This window comes from Catenulispora sp. MAP12-49 (assembly GCF_041262705.1).
GTDB lineage: Bacteria > Actinomycetota > Actinomycetes > Streptomycetales > Catenulisporaceae > Catenulispora.
Genome location: NZ_JBGCCP010000001.1, coordinates 342,888 through 358,999, shown reverse-complemented (window position 1 = coordinate 358,999; position 16,112 = coordinate 342,888). Strand labels below are relative to the sequence as shown.

The window sequence follows — 16,112 nt, the reverse complement described above, 5'->3', positions numbered from 1 at the left end:
CAGCGTTCGAGGCCGGTCCTGGCGTAGTGCTTGCGTAGTGCCCTGGTTCTTTGCACGATCCGTCGCCGCGCGAAGCAAGCCGATACGACACGAGGATGAGTCAAGAGTGGACGAAGACCGCTCGGTTATGCAGGCCACGGCCGAATCCACTACGCGGCGCCAGACCCTGACCGGATCCAGACGTAGTCGTAGTCGTCAAGCATCATCGACGATCGCGGCACGGTTGCGCCCACGTTCCTTCGTGGTCATCAACACCGACTTCACACGACTCTGGCTCGGGCAAGCCGCGTCCGGCATCGGCGACCAGCTGGCGCTGACGACCATGGTGCTCTGGATCGGCACGACGCTGCTTCGTGGCGAGCAGCGCGCACCCGCCGTGGTCGCAGGGCTGATCGTCGCCGAGTCGATTACGGTTTTGCTTGTTGCACCTGTCGCAGGGGTCTTTGTGGACCGCTGGGACAGGCGCCGCATCATGCTGGCCGCAGACTTGGCTAGAGCCGGACTCTATGCGGGAATTGTACTTGTGGCGGCTGTCGGCGCGAGGCACGTGCAGCTCTGCATCGTGCTCCTATACGCCGTCACTGTCGGATCGGCGGCTGCGGCCCGGTTCTTCATTCCGGCCCGTGCAGCCTATGTCGCCGACATCGTCCCGGGGGCCGCCGCGCGTGCGCGGGCCTCCGGAATTGGCCAGGCAACCGACGCAGCAGCGATCATCGCCGGACCGCCTCTCGCCGCACCGCTCCTGTTGTCTGCAGGACCGCAGTGGGCCTTGGCGCTGAACGCGGCGTCGTTCCTCTTTTCCTACGCCGTGGTCCGTCGTGTCCATGCCCCGGCCCTTGCGCGGTTGACTGTTGACGAGTCAGGCGGCTGCACCTTGGGCCTCTGGAGAGAGTTCGTCGCCGGAGTGCGGTTCATCGCGAGGAACCGCGTGTTGCTGGTTCTCACTGTCTCAGTGGTGGTCAGTACACTCGGGGCTGGGGCGCTCAGCGCGCTCGGCGTCTTCTTCACCATGCGGAACCTGCACGCAACGGCAAGCTTCTATGGCTTCCTTGGACTCTCCTTCGGCATCGGGATTGCAGCCGGTGCCCTGGCCGGCGGAGCGCTTGCCGCGCGTTATGGTCCGGCTCGGGTTCTCAGCGGCGGACTGCTGTCGGCAGGGCTCTTGGTCACCGTCTATGCCAAGCAGGGCAGCCCCTGGCCCGCACTAGCCGTGCTGGCACTGATTGGAGTGCCGGTGGGCGTGCTGAATACGCTGATCGGCTCGATGCAGTTGGCTGTGACGCCGCGCGAGCTTCTCGGCCGGGTTAACGCGACGATCAATCCTATCCAGCAGGTGGCCGGCTTGGTCTCAGCAGCCGTCGCAAGCTGGCTGGTCAGTAGCGCGCTGCCAGGGCTGAACGCGGATATCGGTGGTGTGCACTTCGGGCCGATCGACACCGTCTACTTCGCGAGCGCAGTGCCCATCCTCGCCGGAGGACTGTACGCCTTTCTCGCGCTACGGCGTGAGCATCACGGACTATCCTAGATCTAACATGCGCGCGCATTTTCCAGGTGTCGAATCCATCTCGCCGTCGGATGGGGACGACGGGGGCGGTCTCCCGGATCCGGTTCAGAAACGAATAGGGTCGTGTTGTTGGGCGAGGTCAGCGGGGAGCTCAACGGGAGGCATGACTGGATCGGTCATCGGCTGTCACCACCTTTCCGGGCGGGGGATTAGCGCGAGCCGGGTAAGCGGGGGACCCAGGACGGGGTGGGATCGTCGCGGTTCAGTGCCTTCTCGATGACGATCATCTTGTGATAGCAGTGCAACGCCGTGACGGTGCGGTCGAGCAGGGATGGTTGCCGATGACGTTCCTGGAAGTGCAGGCCGTCAACGAGCGTCCGCCATCAACGGAGGCTGGGATAGTCCACAGGATCGGACAGAACTCAGCCCTCGTTCGCAGGCCTCGGATCCAAAGACCGGCCATTTGGTAGACGAGCCTAGGCAGAGGCCGGTCCACTGGCGCGGCGCGCAACTTCGCGACCGTAGCGGCAACAAGTGGTCCGCTCGACCGGCTGAAGGTGGTCCGGCCGAGCGCGGTGCGGGTGTCATCCATGACTGAACCGTCCGCTAGATCTTGTCAAGCATCGCCTCGTCGGCTGTACTCCAAACACAGTCAGCATCACCGGCGACAGCCGACGGAAGGCGCACCGTGGAGTTCACCCGGCTCGCGCCACGGGGCGCGCTGCGCTTTGGTGGTCGCAGGTTCGGATCCCGCTGAAAGAACCCTCTGACCAGACAATCCCCCCAACTGTCGCGTGAAGTGGCGCCCTGAGACCCCACCCGAGATCCGAACTCCTGATCTGAGTCTGTTAGTGGCCGCGCCGCGCGCAGAGTAGCGCTATGCCACATTTGGTTACCCGCCTTGGTAACCGCATGCCGACGCAACAATGACGAACAGGGCCGCGCCACCGCCTGCGAGGCGCGTTGGGAGCATGTCGGCCAAAGGCTGCGACCGTGGCGCCGATCTCGGTGGTGTCCTTGACTTCGGCGCCGATCTGGACGAGGCGCAGCTGTGGGTCTCAGAGGGCGCTAAGTGAGCTGTAGGAAGCGCATCCGTCGGTGTCTGGGCACTCCGGCCAGTTCGAGCTGCGGGAGATCGTGAACGGATCCTGTTTCAGGCACGGGCCGGCTGCGCGTGGCTGCCGCTGCCGCACGATCTTCCGCCGTGGTCGGCGGTGTACTACTACTTCGCCAAGTGGCGTGACGACGGCACCGATCAGTTGATCCACGATCTGCAGATTTGGCAGGTGTGGGAGAAGACTGGATGAGCCGAGGATTCGACTGCGGTGGTGATGGACTCCCAGACGGTGCGGGCGGCGAACTCCGTGCCGGCCACCATCACAAGCCTGGATGTGGGAAGGCAGTCCCCGGGCCGTAAGCGCGGGATTGCCACTGACGTCATAGGGCTGATTATCGGCTCCGAAAGGGGCGAAAGCTTATCTAACGCCCTCTAGGGGGCACAGCAATGCGCTACGGCTACCCGACCGTTTGCCCTGCTTTCCCTGCTGGGTGCACTGTATTGCTCGAAGAAAGGCGACCCGGTGCGCCAACCTGCCGAACGCCTGCCCCAGGAGCTGATCGGGGCGGAGTCCACCGCCCATATCGGCCCCGACCTAGCGAGCGCACCGAACCCGCATGCCACAGGGCAATGGGCACCTGAAGACCCTCAGGCTGGGGCAGGCGACCTGGACCTGCAGATCCCGAAGGGGTGCCGGGCCGGGCCGCCCTTCGCGAGCGCCTGAAGCCCGCGCCGAGCCGTTCGACGTCGTTCGGCGCGTAGCCGTCTCGCGACCCGCTGCCCCAGGTGATGGCGACGGTTTTAGGAAGGCAGGCCGAGGCCGGCGGCGAGCACCGGCCAGGAGGCGGCGAACGTGACCTTCCAGGAAATCCAGTTGTGAATACCGCCCCTGTAGAAGTCAGCTTGTGCCGGGATGCCGAGCATCTTCAGTCGGTTGATGAACGCGATGTTCTGCGGTAGCAGTACCCCGCCCTCCGCCCAAAGCCCGAGCGTTCCTGCTAAGTCCTGAGCTTCTTCGCCGACTCCGTCGCCGCAGGAGAGGAACAGGGAGGTCCCACGCAGGTTGGCCGCTTGTGAGTAGGGGTTGTTCTCGTCGCGTAGCCGTCTGCCGATGCTGCTGCTCGGATCCCCCCATACCGCGTTCGGTGAATATCCCTGCCACAAATCGCCCATCATCATCAGTAAGGATGTGCCGGGAGTAGTCGTGTCGACGATCCCGCTGTACGACGCGGCTGCAGCGAAGGTCCGCGGGTAGTGCGCAGCCAGGATCATGGCACCGTAACCGCCAGAGGATACGCCAGCCACAGCGCGTTTGGGTTTCGCGTGGTAGTCGCGTTCCATTAGTTGCATGAGCTCTACGGCGTCGAAGGCTTCGTAGTCGGGTCTTTCTTCGCCGTTGTTCCACCAGCGGGTCGCCAGGGCGATCGGGCTGTTGTCGGGCATGACGACGATTAGATTCCTTGTGGAGACGAAGGACTCGATGTCAGTCTCCCGAGTCCAGGCGGCGTAACTGTCCCTGCCGCCATGCAGAAGGAAGAGCACGGGCCATCGGGTGCCGTCTGCGTCGGCGCTCCAGCCGGTTGGGACGATGATCCTCACAGGGACCACGGAGCCGACAGCGGCAGAGCCGACGTCGAGGTCGGCCATGTGCGGGTCGAGCCAGGTCTCGGATTGGACGTATGATCCGTCGTCGGCCTTTCCGGTCGGCGGGGCGACCGCGATCGGCCTCGTGGATGAAGAGGGCACCGGTGATTGCAGTGACGGCGGGACCGGAATAGTCGAGGCCGATTGAGTCATACTTTGAGCCGGCATTGGGTCATCTGCCTGACCTGCGGATGAGGTCGGCGAAGAGGTCAACCAGACACATGACGTGAGTGCGAGGACCAAGGCCAGACCCCAGGCTGGACGTGGCATGTTAGACATCGTTCTTCTCTCTCAGGCGGGCGCATGGGGCGGTCTGCATCAGTGTCCGTAATGTCGGAGATATTCGCCACGAAGGCCATCGAACTGAGACGGCGGCGAACGCAGGTCCAGGCACAGGCTGTGCAAGCCGACGGCGCATAGTTGTTTGCGAGCTGTAGGGAAACTCGGAGCCGGTTGCTCGCTAGGCTGGCGACGTGTTCGGATTGTCTGGCGAATCTGACGTCAGCAGGAGCACCCGCCACAGTCTCGACGCCCATGTCAGGCCAAGTCGGCTCGTGGAGGGTGCCCCGGTCTCGTGGATCTTCGATGACGGTCTGAGCTGATCTTATGCGGCTTTTGTGTGCGTGATGGGCTGTGTCGCGTGATCCGTCTGGGTGGTTTCCTCGAGTGCTGTGAAGAGCTTCGGCATCTGGGCGTCGTCTTTGACGCGGCGGAATTGGGCGTGGCCTGGGCCATGCCGGTGCCGGTCCACAACATGACCATCTTGCCGTCGCGGCAGCGGGTGGCGTTCTTGTTGACGCGCCGGGCGATGGAGAACATCTCGGGCAGGCCTTTGGCGCAGCGATGCGGCGACACCAGGTGGGCCTTCTCCAGCGAGGCGGCCAGGTTGTGCATGGCCCGCTCGGCCCGGACCGCGTCGGGCTAGGTGAAGATCACGGCCAGCTTGGCGTCGATGCGGGCGCGGTCGGGCTCAGACAGGTGGTCGGCGACGTTGCGGCGCTTGCGGATCTGGCGTCTTTAAATAGCGATGGTGCGCCGCCCGTGCTCAGTGAAGACGCTGCGTCATCGGGTGACCAAGAATGCTGCTCTTCTCAACACCCCATCGTGGCTGTCACGGTCGGTGCATCTGGTCCCACATGCTGTCCCAGGGGGCGCGCGGTCCGGTGCACAACCAGATCGGCACGTCCTGGTTGGCAACCTCAATGTTCACGTGGTCGAGGTGGACGGTGCCCACCTGGCGCACCGAGTTGAAGAACCCTGCGATCCAGCGACCGTCGCCACCAACATAGAGTACTTGACGAGTGCTTGCAGGTGGCGGCCCGGCGTACCAGTAGCCCCGCTCTGGCCCGTACGCCGCAGGCAGACCGTCGGCGCGACCGAAGACCTCCAGCGCGCTGGCTTGCCAATAGGAGTCACCCATCACAGCCGTGTGTGTGCGAACGGCTGGGGGCACGCGGTGGTAGGCGGCTGCCGTGGCTTCCGCGAGTTTCGGCCAGCCGTAGCTACCGCTGGACACGAAGTCGACTAGCGTGACGCCGGTGAACCCGTCCGCTGGACGGACTGGCAGGCTTACGTAGATCGCCAACGGAACGGACAATACGAACACGGGCCAGGTCGGAACCCAGCGCCACCAGCGCGCCGGAGGACGACGCTCGATCCGTGCAGCCGAAGCCGCGAACAGCACCGCATACAGCCCTGCGAGGTAGTAGTAGCGGTCGGCGGAGTACACGAGCACGACGGGCACCACCACGCCCGCCCAGCCGAACATTCGATAGTCGCGCAGTTCTGGAGCGCACAACAGGCAGTAGAATCCATGGCACACGAGGAAAGCGCCGACTAAGAGGCCCGCCATCAACACCGCGAGCGGCACTATGGCCATTGGACCTCCAAGCAACCTCCGGTCCTGCTCTATGACCACCCCGCGCATTAACAGATAAGGCCATCCATGGTTGGCCTGCCAAACGAGGGTCGGCAGCGTGAACAGCACGGTGATTGCGCCGCCCAACCACAGCAACGGACGAGACAACAGTCTGCGGGGGCCTGCGACGAGCGCACCGATGGCCAGCCCGAGCCAGAAAAAGACGATCAAAAACTTGGCCTGCATCGCGACTGCCGAGGCGATCCCGGAATACAACAGGAGTCTGTCAGCGCGAGTCCGCACCCAACGCACCACTAGCCAGCTGACCAGTACCCAGCAGAACGGGTCCACCGTGTTGGTCGCCAGCATGTGTCCGGACTCGAGAAGCTGAAAAGACAGTGCGTACGCTGCCGCCGCCATGATCTGTGCTCGCGCAGCGCCGCCGAATTCGCGGGCAATGAGCGCACACAGTACTACGCCGAAGACCGTGAGCAGCATAGGCAGAAGCCTCATGCCGACCACAGAGCCGGGAAACAGCAGGTCAAAAAGCCTGGCCAGTTGGGGCAGAAGCCAAGGATTATCCTCGTATCCCCAGGCAGGGTGGTATTTCCCGGAAGCAAGAAAGTAGAGTTCGTCACCGAAGTAGCCGAACCGGGCACTCACCGCCAGCAGCACCGCCCCGGTCGCGCCCGCGATGGCGAGCACCGGCGCGCGTGAGAACGCCGGCAGGGTTCCCGACTCTTTCTGGCAGGCGTCGGCAGTGCTTACCGCCCCGGAGAATTCTGATAGGCCCACGAAATGCTCCAACCCTCACGGTTCCGGACGGCCGCAGTGGTTCGGCCGAGGTCACGCCCTGGCGGCGGTGAGCCAGTAGCGCACCCGGTCTGGCAGCCTCGCAGCCAGGGCGCCGAGGTGAGCGTCGAGGCCCACCACATACCGAGGCCTGGGGTAACGGGCGGTGAGGGCCTTTACAATAACCTGAGCAGGACGGCTCGGAGGCAAGCCACGGTGCTCGGTACGTTTGGCTGATGTTCGTGCTGCGGTAATTTGGTCCGCATATTGCTCACGTGCGGCATCCGGCAACGTCTCCTCGAGTTCCGCGAAGGACGCAGCCATCTTGCTCCATACCTGTGTAGCAACGGCACCGGGCTCAATCAGCACAACCTTGATGCCGAAAGGTGCAAGCTCGGCGCGCAGGCTGTCGGTCAAGCCGACAACGCCGAACTTCGAGATCTGGTACGGGCCATGGATAGTTCCGGCGATCCGGCCGACGATCGAACCCACCTGCACGATGCGGGCCGTCCCGCTCTGCCTCGCGGCAAGTCTCAGCGCAGGGAGCACTGCCTGGGTAACCGCAAGGTGGCCGGTCAGGTTGATCTCCAACTGTCGCCGAAACGCGTCGAGCGGTGTGTGCTCCAGCGGCCACGGCATGGGCATGGCAGCATTGTTCACCAGGCCATCGAGCGGACCGTCCGCCACCACTTGCTGCGCTGCGGCGGACACCGATTCAGGGTCGGAGAGGTCCATTCGTAACACGCGGACTCCTGCCGGATGATCTCGCAGCAGGGCTTTCTCGTCCGAATCAGAACGCACTGTGGCCCACACTCTGGCGCCTATACGCACTAGTTCGTCGACGCAGGCCCGCCCGATCCCGCTCGACGCCCCCGTGACCATATATGTCCTTACCGCCATGAAATGAAGCATATTAGTCTCGCCCGCTGGAACGATTCAGACACGCGGGTCTGGTGAGCCGGATTCGATCTGAAGACGGCGAGAAGCCTGTCCTCGCAGGTCAAATTGCGGGGTGGGGTTCGTGGAGGATGCCACGCGGTCAAGTCGGGGGACGCAGGGCCAACTACACGAATACCGTCCGATTGCCTGACCTGCATGGACGGACTTCTCAATTATTGACCAGCACAGGACGCCTGTCCGCCGGACGGAAGTAGCCGCTACATCGACCCCGTTCACCGCTACTTTGACAGACCCTGATCAGACGGCAGGGGGCTGCTGGTAGGTGAAGGCGTTCCAGGAGTTGCTGCCGCCAGCGGTCGTGACCGAGACGGTGATGTTCTGGCCCGGGGATTGTTGCGGCGCGACGGTGGTGACCTGGGTGTCGGAGATGACGCAGAAGTCGGCCGAGACGTTCTGGAAGGTGACTTGTTGCGTGGTGGCGAGGTCGGTGCCCGTGAGAGTTACGGGGGTACCGCCTTTGGTCGACCCGGTGTCGGGGGTGACGTTGGTGACGGTCGGCTCGGGCCAGTAGGTGTAGAAGAGGCCGGCGGCAGTTCCGCCCGGGGTGGTGACGGTGAGTGGGACGGTGCCGGGGTTTCGTGTGGGGGCCAGGGCGAGGGTGAGCTGGGTGTCCGTGGCGGACTGGATGGTGGCGGGGTTGGGGCCGAAGGACACGGCGATCGCACCGGCCAGGTTGAAGCCGCTGATGACGGCGGTGCTGCCCAGGATGGAGGGACCTTCGGCGGGGTTCACGTCGTTGATCTGCGGGGGTGGGAAGTAGATGAATTCGCCCAGGAATCCGGTGCCGCCAGGGGTGGTGACCGTCACGGGGACGGCCCCGGCTCCGGCGGGGATGACGACGGTGATCGAGGTCGCGGTGTTGGTGAGGATTGTGGCAGCTGCGGCACCGAAGCGTACGGCGCTGGCGTTTGCGAGGTTGTGGCCGTTGATGGTCGCGGTGGCGCCGCCCGCGGTGCTTCCCGCTTGGGGGATCAGGGTCAGCGGGATGACGCTGAGCGTGCCCGCATCGGTGTTGGTCACGTAGAGGCTGGAGTCGTCGGGGGCGACGGCGACGCCGGTGGGGCCTTGGCCGGTGCTGAGGTTTCCGGTGAGTGTGTTGGTGGCGGTGTCGATCACGCTGGCGGTGTTGGAGCCGTTGTTCGCCACGTAGACGTGGGCGCCGTTCTGGCTGACGGTCACGAAACGCGGCTCTATACCGACTGGGATACTGGCGGTGATGGTGTTGGTGGCGGTGTCGATCACGCTGATGGTGTTGCCGCTGAGGTTGCTGGCGTAGCCGCGGGTGCCGTCGGGGGTGATCGCCACGACCGCGGGACCGCCGGCCCCGGGGATGGTGGCGGTGATGGTGTTGGTGGCGGTGTCGATCACGCTGATGGTGTTGCCGTCGCTGTTGCCCACGTAGACGTGGGCGCCGTCCGGGGTGACGGTCACGCCGATCGGCGACCCTCCCACCGGGATGGTCGCGATGACGGTGGTGGTGGCGGTGTCGATCACACTGACCGTGTCTGAGCCGTTGTTCGCCACGTAGACGTGGGCGCCGTCCGGGGTGACGGTCACGCCGATCGGCGACCCTCCCACCGCGACGCTCGCCGTGACGGTGTTCGTCGCGGTGTCGATCACACTGAGCAGGCCGTCGTCGGACACGGCCGCGTAGAGGTGGGCCCCGTCGTGCGCGATCGCCAAGAACGCCGGCCCCGCACCCGTGGGAATGGTCGCGAGGACACCCTCGGTCGCGGTGTCGATCACGACGAGCGTGTTCGACGAACTGCAGGCCACGTAGGCGCGTGTCCCGTCAGGAGACAGCACCACTCCCAGCGGGTTGCCGCCCACCGGCAGGACGGGGTCGGCGGCCGAAAGCAGGGCAGGGATCCGGAGTTCCCGGCTGGGCAGGGACAACGATCGCGTATTGGTGAACAAGGCACACACTCCCTTGGATGGTCGGTTGTTTCGGCACCGGTGAACGGCGCCGTGAGAGGGCCCACGTCGGTCGCACGGGTCACCGCCGGACCGGTGGAACATCCCCGCGAGCCTCGGCTTGGAACCGGGGGCTTCTGCGGGTCTTCCCGAAAGGGCTGTCAGATGCTGGGGCCGCTTTCGTAGGTGTAGCCACCTTGTAAAGAGAACGAGCCACCGGGCGATGCGACGATGACATCGGCGGGCCCCACTGCTTCCGCGGGCGCGATCGCTGCGATCTCGGTGTCGGAGATGACGGTGAACGCGGCGTTCTGACCGCCGGCATGCACGGCGTTGGGACCGAAGACCACCTGTTCAGTTGATGTGAGGTCAGTGCCGGTGATGGTGACGATGTTGCCGCCCGAAGCCGGCCCTGAGACGGGAACGACGGCAGTCATAGTGGGGTTGGCGAGGTAGTCGTAGCTGATGCCGTCAGCGCTGCCGCCACCGGTGACCACGACGATCGACACACTGCCGGCACTACTCCCCCTCGGCACGGTGGCAATGAGGGTGCTATCGGTGACGCCGGTGATTGTGCCCGGGTTGGCTGCGAACATCACCGCACTCGCGGTGGCTAGATTGATGCCGGTGATCGTGACGGTGTTGCCGCCGCCGAACGGTCCTGAAACCGGGCTCACCGCGGTGACCGTGGGCGCACCGACGTAGAAGAACGGCGCCGGGTTGCTCTCGCCTCCCGGGGTCGTGACGGTCACCTCGACCGCGCCCGTTCCAGCGGGTGAGACAGCGGTGATCTCGGTGGGAGAAACATTGGTGACACCAGTGGCCGCAGCGACACCGAAGCGTACCGCGGTAGCCCCCGTCAGGTCGGTGCCCGTGATGGTGACCGCGGTACCGCCGGCGGTTGTACCGCGGTTGGGGGAGATTGGCATCGGAAGCTCCTTTTCATGGTTGATCGTTCCCGCGTAGGCGCGGGTGAGATCGGCAGCCGATCCCCGGTCCAGGACCGGTACACCGTGCAAAGGCGGGGCGGCAGCATACGAACCGTCATAAGACGCCCTCGGGAACCCGGCGTGGATCCACCCACACCAGCCGGGTGCCGGGTGGCACCGAGCGGCGGATCGTTCCTCCACCAGGGCGCCCGATGCGCCTGGGGGCTGGATCGCCGGGGAGGACCAGGCGGTGCCGACTGCCGCTCCCCCGGGAGGCGGGCGGCCCACCGGTTCGACTACCATCAGTAACCTGCGCAGGTCAGCGCACCGCAATAGTCCTGACGCGATACCACCCCTTCGTGCGAAGCGCGCGGGTGGCGGAGTTTGATCTCGACGCGGAAGGCGATACTGGCCCGCGGGTATGAGCGCAAGGTCGGGGACTGGCACGGCGGTTCCCAGTCCAGACTGAGCCAGCGCGCGATTGACACGGTTCCAGAGGGGGAGGGGTTGCCCCCACTGGCATGGCGCCGGCGGGAACTTGGCACCCTGTGGGTGCCGACTATTTGGCTCTGGCAAGATTTTCGTGACGTGCCTGGTGGTTGTCGTTATAGCAGCAGGACGCGCTTTCGGAGGAGCGGGAGCCCGGCTCGTCCATACATCTGCCGCTTGACCAGCTTAGAAGTTACGTGGAATCACGCCGGGGACGGAACCTTCCGTCCCCGGCGTCACCGCGTCCACGGGAGCTTCGTTGTCTGTGGTGTCTGTCGAGAAGTGGCCGGTGCTGGGCCGGCATGAGAAGGCGGCCGAGTGGCTGCAGGTGTGGAGCGATCTGGGGCGGGCAGCCCGGACGATCGACGCCTATGGTCGAGGCCTGTCGGAGTTCCTCACCGTGTGCGAGCGTACGGGTGTCGATCCGCTGGCGGCCTCCCGGGCCGACGTCGCGGTGTCCCGGACTCGTCCGAAAAGATGCGATCGACCACGGTCCGCAGCGCCTTCGCCGCCACGGGGTCGATCTCCAAATTATTGACCTCGATTACTCAGGGGTCACAGGCCTCTGATTCTGTCCCTTGATTGTCCGTACCGCCGGGTTCGTGAACGGCAGCGAGGTCTGACCACGTACCGGATCATCCGGTATGCCGACGACTGTGCGCCACGAACGCGACTGGAGGTTGCGGATCACCGACGCCAAGACGGTGCGGGACGCGCTGAAGGGCGCCAGGAACTCCACGAACGGCTGACAGGGCACCGCCACCGCTGGCGCTCCGGGTCGGGACGCCCGGCTGCCGGCGACGACGAGCGTGTCGACGACGAGTGAACCAGTGAGCTGAGTACCGCTCGGCACCGGACCTCTGCTCATTGAGGATCTCCGGCCGGTGCCGGGCGGTACTCGCGCATGCAGAAGGCCCCGCGGCGCGCATCCCGCGGGGCCTTCTCACGCTTTTCGTTTCACTCCGACGAGCGATGCGGGCTTGTCGCCCGATCAGGCGATGAGGGGGATCAGCCCTCGTCGTCCGGCCGTCGGTGGTGCGTGCCGGAGCGGACTCCGGCACGCGTCACACACCGAGGTGTGGGCTCAGCCGCCCAGGTTCAGGCCGCCCTTGCCGAGCAGGCCCGAGGAGCCGATCAGGCCGCCCGCGCCGGCGCCCGCGCCGTTGTTCTGCGAGCCCGCGCCGGTGCCGTCGGCGTGCGTGTTGCTGCTGTCGCCCGCGCCCACGCTGCCGTGGCTGTTGTTGCCGGCCTGCGACGAACCCTGGTTCGAGGTGCAGGAGTTGTCGTAGACATCGGTGTCGATGTTGCCGTTGGACAGCACGTTCAGGTGCGTGTGCTCCAGCAGGTGGTTCAGGGGCACGGCGATCGGCGCCGCGCCGACCAGGGACTGGACGTTCAGGTCCGGGACGGTGTTGTGCGCCAGGCAGCCCAGGTTCGGGGCGACGTTGACGTTGTTCAGCGTGTTGACCGGGATCAGACCGCCCTGGCCGACGTTGTTGTCGCCGACCTTGTGGTGCTCGCGGCCGCCGTTCCAGGCGTCGTCGGCCGCCGCGGAGGCGATGCCGGCCATGCCCACGACACTCGCGCTGGCCAGCGCGGCGATAACGGTGGCGTGCTTCAGAAATGCCATGTTGATCGTTCTTCCTTGTCGATGTGGATCGATGGTGACCTGACGGGCAGGGAATCTGAAGCCCGCCACCTTGTTGCTTTGAACCATACTGCCATTCACGAAGAATCGTATATCAAGTCGGGAGGCGCGCGACCCAAGACGCTGACGAGTGATTGATTGGATGTCATTCTTCGTACTTTCCACGGTGTCTACCCAGGTCGTCTGAGCTGATCAGATGTATGACCTGTCGACATCTCACTGATGGTGCCGTGCGATGCCGGGAAGGGTGGTCCGTCGACGATGTTCCGCGTTTATTGACCCCTTCGGGGGTCCGGCGGCGTACCGTCGTCGGGCCGGTTCGTTATGACCAACGATTCGCCAGACAAAATGTATTGGCGGAGTCGGTGTGGAAAGTTGGTCGGAATGCGGCGCTCAGTATGTGGCCTGAACGCCCGCGACGGACACGTTGCGAGCGATCTCGAATCCGGGTCCCGGTGCGTCGTCGTTCCTGCACACTGTGGTCGGCGCCGGACCGGATCCCAGCGGGTCGTCCATGGTGATCGGCGCGATACACATGTTGCTCAGGACGCGGACACCGCCGCCGGTGCGGTGGCGTCCGCAGGCGTCGGACACGGTCGGGAACGGGTTCGCGGTCAGCGGTCCGGTGAACCGCAGCGGGGCGACGCACCAGTTGTCGACGAACTCCAAGGCGTTCTCGACAGCCAGGATCCCCGGGGTCGGGGCGGCCCTGGGTGCTGTCGGGGGCGCCGGAGTCGTCAGCGGTGCGGTCCTCGCCGCGGCGGTACCGGCCGAGGCCGGAACGCCACCGAGCGTGGCCGCGGTCGCGGCCGCCGCCGTCAGGATTGTTCGGGCACGCAACGTGGTACTCCCTTGACTTTCGAAGCGCGGGCCCGGCGGTCGGTGCCGGGCCCGCGCCGCTTGCTAGAGCAGGCCGCCGGGCGCGTCGCCGGCGATCGGCAGACCCGCGGTGTTGTTGCCCGTCGCGAACGGAGCCTGGGTGGCGTCCGCCGGAGCCTGGGTGGCGTCGGCCGGAGCCTGGGTGGCGTCGGCCGGAGCCTGGGTGGCGTCGGCCGGAGCCGCCGACCAGCCGTGGTCGTCACCCGGGGGGCAGGGGTCCGGCGTGGGGGGCGGGCACGGCACCGGCGGCGGCGGGGGCACCGGCGGGGTGGGGGGCGTGGGCGGCGTCCAGGTGGGCGGCGGAGTCGGGGTGCAGGAGGTCGGGCACGGCTGCGGGTCCCCGACCGGCGGCGGGCCGGGCACCATGGGGGGCGTCTGGTCCCAGCCGCCGCCGCCCAGGCAGCCCTTCTGCTCCAGCTTCACTTCGATCTTGCCGATGCGGTAGTCGGCCTTCTGCATGCCGCACAGGGCGTCATCGTCGTCGTGGTGGTGGGTGAAGGGCGCCGCGTGCATCGCCATCGGGCTGGAGCCCAGCCACGGGGCGGCACGCCAGTTGTCGTTGGCGGTGGCCGCGTTGGCCGCACCGGCGGCGGCGAGAAGCGCCCCGCCGGAGGACAAGGCCACAACGGCGAGGGACAGGTACTTGCGCATCGCCGACTCCTTTCATCGCGTTCGTGAATAGGGGAACTGGCCCCTCAACGCGGAGGAAGATCGGCAGGTCACGCACAAGGCAGCATTCGGGTGGCGTGCGGGCGAACTTAACAAAAAGCAGGCACCGGCGCCCCGTGCCGGGGCGCCGGTGCCAGAGGGCTGACAAGCAGCGAGCGGAGGTGCCCGCGGGTCACTTGAGAGCGTCGAACTGCCCGGCCACGTAGTCGCCGGCCGGCTGCTTGACCAGGATGTTGCCGCGGTTGAAGGCGTTGATCAGCGCGATCTGCCCGACCAGCGTGGCCAGCTGGTCCTCGTCGTAGTGCTTGGCGGCGTTCTCCCAGACCTCGTCGCTCACGCCGGTCCCGTCGGCCAGCCGGGTGCCCGCCTCGGCCAGCTCCAGGGCGGCGCGCTCGGCGTCGGTGAAGCAGCCGGCCTCGCGCCAGGCGGCGACCAGGTTCAGCCGTTCGGCGGTCTCGCCGGCGGCGGTGGCGTCCTTGGTGTGCATGTCCAGGCAGAAGCCGCAGCCGTTGATCTGGCTGGCGCGGATGTCGACCAGGTGCAGGGTCGCGGACGGGACGCTGCCCTCGTGCAGCGCCCGGCCGGCGCCGATGAGGTACTTGGCGAACTTGGCACCGGTCGGGGTGGCGAAGGTGTTGATGCGGGCTTCCATGGTGGGCTCCCTGGTTGTTCCGGCTGGGTACAACCACTAGGACGGGGAAGCATCGGTTCCCGTGACACGGTCCGGTGTGACCTGTGCCACGGGAACTCACATCATCTGCGCGGTGCCTTCAAAGCCTCCGGGAGCGCCGCTCCCAGGTGTTCGATGTCGGTCACGGCCTTCGCGTGCCCGGAGTCCACCGCGGAGCGTGCGATGTCCACGATCTGCTGCGGCAGCGCGACCAGGTGCCGGGCGAAGTCGTCGAAGTCGTTGCCGACCTTCTTCAACAGCTCGGCGCACACGCTGACGGCGTCGCGGCTCTCGGAGTCGCGCGGGTCGTCGTCGTCGAACAGCCAGACCGAGCCGGCCTCGGTGCCGCGGATCTTCAGCGCCAGCATGCCGCCCTGCACGTAGCCGATGCCGAGGAACTCCTCGGTGAACCGGTCGTACAGCGCCTGGTTGGCGTACACCAGGTCCTGGTGCGGGTCCTCCCGGCGCAGCCCGAACATCCACTGGTCGGCGATCAGGCCGCCGGCCAGGTTCACCGCCGGGCTGATCGGCCGGCCGCCGTCGGTGCCGGCCAGGAAGCGCCGGTAGGACGGCGGCAGCGTGAAGCCCAGATGCTGCTCCAACTGCCCCATCGCGTCCTCGGGGACCGAGCCGCTGCGCTCGAAGGCGACCGGCTCCAGCATGCCCTCGGTGAACAGCCCCGAGCGGCTGCGGTCGGCCTTCAGCGTGGCCATGCCGCCGTGGTGGCGGAACGCCCCGTGCAGCTCGATCGGCACGCAGTGCAGCAGCCGGGACTCGGCGGCGTGCGCCCAGGTCCAGCCCTGCGGCGTGGCGGTGTTCGGCCGGCCGGCCCACAGCGGGTCGCCGGACTCGGCGGCCAGCAGGTTGGCGGCGATGACGTCGGTGACCCTGATCTCGTCCACGGACAGGCCGGAGGGCGGGTCCGCGATCTGCACCGTGTGGCGCGCGTAGACGGCGAACTCCGGGTAGCCGTGCATGGTCAGGTAGATACCGTGCGGGAACTTGCGGTCGAGTTCGGGGTCGCTGAACTCGATGATCCGTCCGGCGAACTGGCCGTTCGGTATGCCGTGCCGCTGTGCGGATGCCTGTGCCATCTGAG

Annotated in this window: 12 protein-coding genes and 1 pseudogene; 3 read left to right on the top strand and 10 right to left on the bottom strand. The window is 66.2% G+C overall.

What is annotated here, in order from left to right; genetic code table 11:
• Positions 1–106: 106 nt before the first annotated feature.
• Complete coding sequence (locus tag ABIA35_RS01590) at positions 107–1,525, top strand: MFS transporter (protein ID WP_370356217.1); 1,419 nt, start codon at positions 107–109, stop codon at positions 1,523–1,525.
• Positions 1,526–2,593: 1,068 nt separating this feature from the next.
• Positions 2,594–2,958 (top strand): annotated as a pseudogene (locus ABIA35_RS01585) (transposase); the annotation flags it as partial.
• Between the two features lie 404 nt (positions 2,959–3,362).
• On the opposite strand, the gene ABIA35_RS01580 reads toward ABIA35_RS01585, so the two are convergent.
• The gene (locus tag ABIA35_RS01580; protein WP_370356215.1) at positions 3,363–4,208 is read right to left on the bottom strand and encodes an alpha/beta hydrolase; all 846 of its coding nucleotides are present in this window, start codon (positions 4,206–4,208) and stop codon (positions 3,363–3,365) included.
• Between the two features lie 637 nt (positions 4,209–4,845).
• Here ABIA35_RS01580 and ABIA35_RS01575 point away from each other — a divergent pair.
• A complete protein-coding gene (locus ABIA35_RS01575; RefSeq protein ID WP_370356213.1) occupies positions 4,846–5,130 on the top strand; it encodes a hypothetical protein in 285 nt (94 codons plus the stop codon).
• 186 nt (positions 5,131–5,316) lie between these two features.
• Here ABIA35_RS01575 and ABIA35_RS01570 read toward each other — a convergent pair whose 3' ends face one another.
• From ABIA35_RS01570 to ABIA35_RS01530, 9 genes are all read right to left on the bottom strand, one after another.
• Positions 5,317–6,858, bottom strand: coding sequence for an ArnT family glycosyltransferase (locus tag ABIA35_RS01570; RefSeq protein WP_370339871.1), 1,542 nt, complete (start codon positions 6,856–6,858; stop codon positions 5,317–5,319).
• Between the two features lie 51 nt (positions 6,859–6,909).
• Entirely contained in the window at positions 6,910–7,737 is an 828-nt protein-coding gene (locus ABIA35_RS01565) for an SDR family oxidoreductase (RefSeq protein WP_370356643.1), read from the bottom strand.
• Positions 7,738–8,052: 315 nt separating this feature from the next.
• Entirely contained in the window at positions 8,053–9,741 is a 1,689-nt protein-coding gene (locus ABIA35_RS01560; protein WP_370339873.1) for an IPT/TIG domain-containing protein, read from the bottom strand.
• Positions 9,742–9,890: 149 nt separating this feature from the next.
• The gene (locus ABIA35_RS01555; protein WP_370339874.1) at positions 9,891–10,658 is read right to left on the bottom strand and encodes an IPT/TIG domain-containing protein; all 768 of its coding nucleotides are present in this window, start codon (positions 10,656–10,658) and stop codon (positions 9,891–9,893) included.
• 1,573 nt (positions 10,659–12,231) lie between these two features.
• Positions 12,232–12,777 carry a hypothetical protein gene (locus ABIA35_RS01550; protein WP_370339875.1) on the bottom strand — a complete coding sequence of 182 codons (546 nt, stop codon included), beginning with the start codon at positions 12,775–12,777 and terminating at the stop codon, positions 12,232–12,234.
• A 411-nt stretch (positions 12,778–13,188) separates the two neighbouring features.
• Entirely contained in the window at positions 13,189–13,635 is a 447-nt protein-coding gene (locus tag ABIA35_RS01545; protein WP_370339876.1) for a hypothetical protein, read from the bottom strand.
• A 63-nt stretch (positions 13,636–13,698) separates the two neighbouring features.
• Complete coding sequence (locus tag ABIA35_RS01540) at positions 13,699–14,325, bottom strand: hypothetical protein (RefSeq protein ID WP_370356211.1); 627 nt, start codon at positions 14,323–14,325, stop codon at positions 13,699–13,701.
• Between the two features lie 190 nt (positions 14,326–14,515).
• Positions 14,516–14,995, bottom strand: coding sequence for a carboxymuconolactone decarboxylase family protein (locus ABIA35_RS01535; RefSeq protein WP_370339878.1), 480 nt, complete (start codon positions 14,993–14,995; stop codon positions 14,516–14,518).
• Positions 14,996–15,096: 101 nt separating this feature from the next.
• Positions 15,097–16,107, bottom strand: a complete 1,011-nt coding sequence (locus ABIA35_RS01530) for an SMI1/KNR4 family protein (protein ID WP_370356209.1) — start codon at positions 16,105–16,107, stop codon at positions 15,097–15,099.
• Positions 16,108–16,112: the final 5 nt, after the last annotated feature.

What these genes read in the sequence shown, in the direction of transcription:
- ABIA35_RS01580 (WP_370356215.1), bottom strand. Translation starts at nt 4,208, where the DNA reads ATGGCCGACCTCGACGTCGGCTCTGCCGCTGTCGGCTCCGTGGTCCCT.
- ABIA35_RS01565 (WP_370356643.1), bottom strand. Translation starts at nt 7,737, where the DNA reads ATGGTCACGGGGGCGTCGAGCGGGATCGGGCGGGCCTGCGTCGACGAA.
- ABIA35_RS01555 (WP_370339874.1), bottom strand. Translation starts at nt 10,658, where the DNA reads ATGCCAATCTCCCCCAACCGCGGTACAACCGCCGGCGGTACCGCGGTC.
- ABIA35_RS01550 (WP_370339875.1), bottom strand. Translation starts at nt 12,777, where the DNA reads ATGGCATTTCTGAAGCACGCCACCGTTATCGCCGCGCTGGCCAGCGCG.
- ABIA35_RS01540 (WP_370356211.1), bottom strand. Translation starts at nt 14,325, where the DNA reads ATGCGCAAGTACCTGTCCCTCGCCGTTGTGGCCTTGTCCTCCGGCGGG.
- ABIA35_RS01535 (WP_370339878.1), bottom strand. Translation starts at nt 14,995, where the DNA reads ATGGAAGCCCGCATCAACACCTTCGCCACCCCGACCGGTGCCAAGTTC.
- ABIA35_RS01530 (WP_370356209.1), bottom strand. Translation starts at nt 16,107, where the DNA reads ATGGCACAGGCATCCGCACAGCGGCACGGCATACCGAACGGCCAGTTC.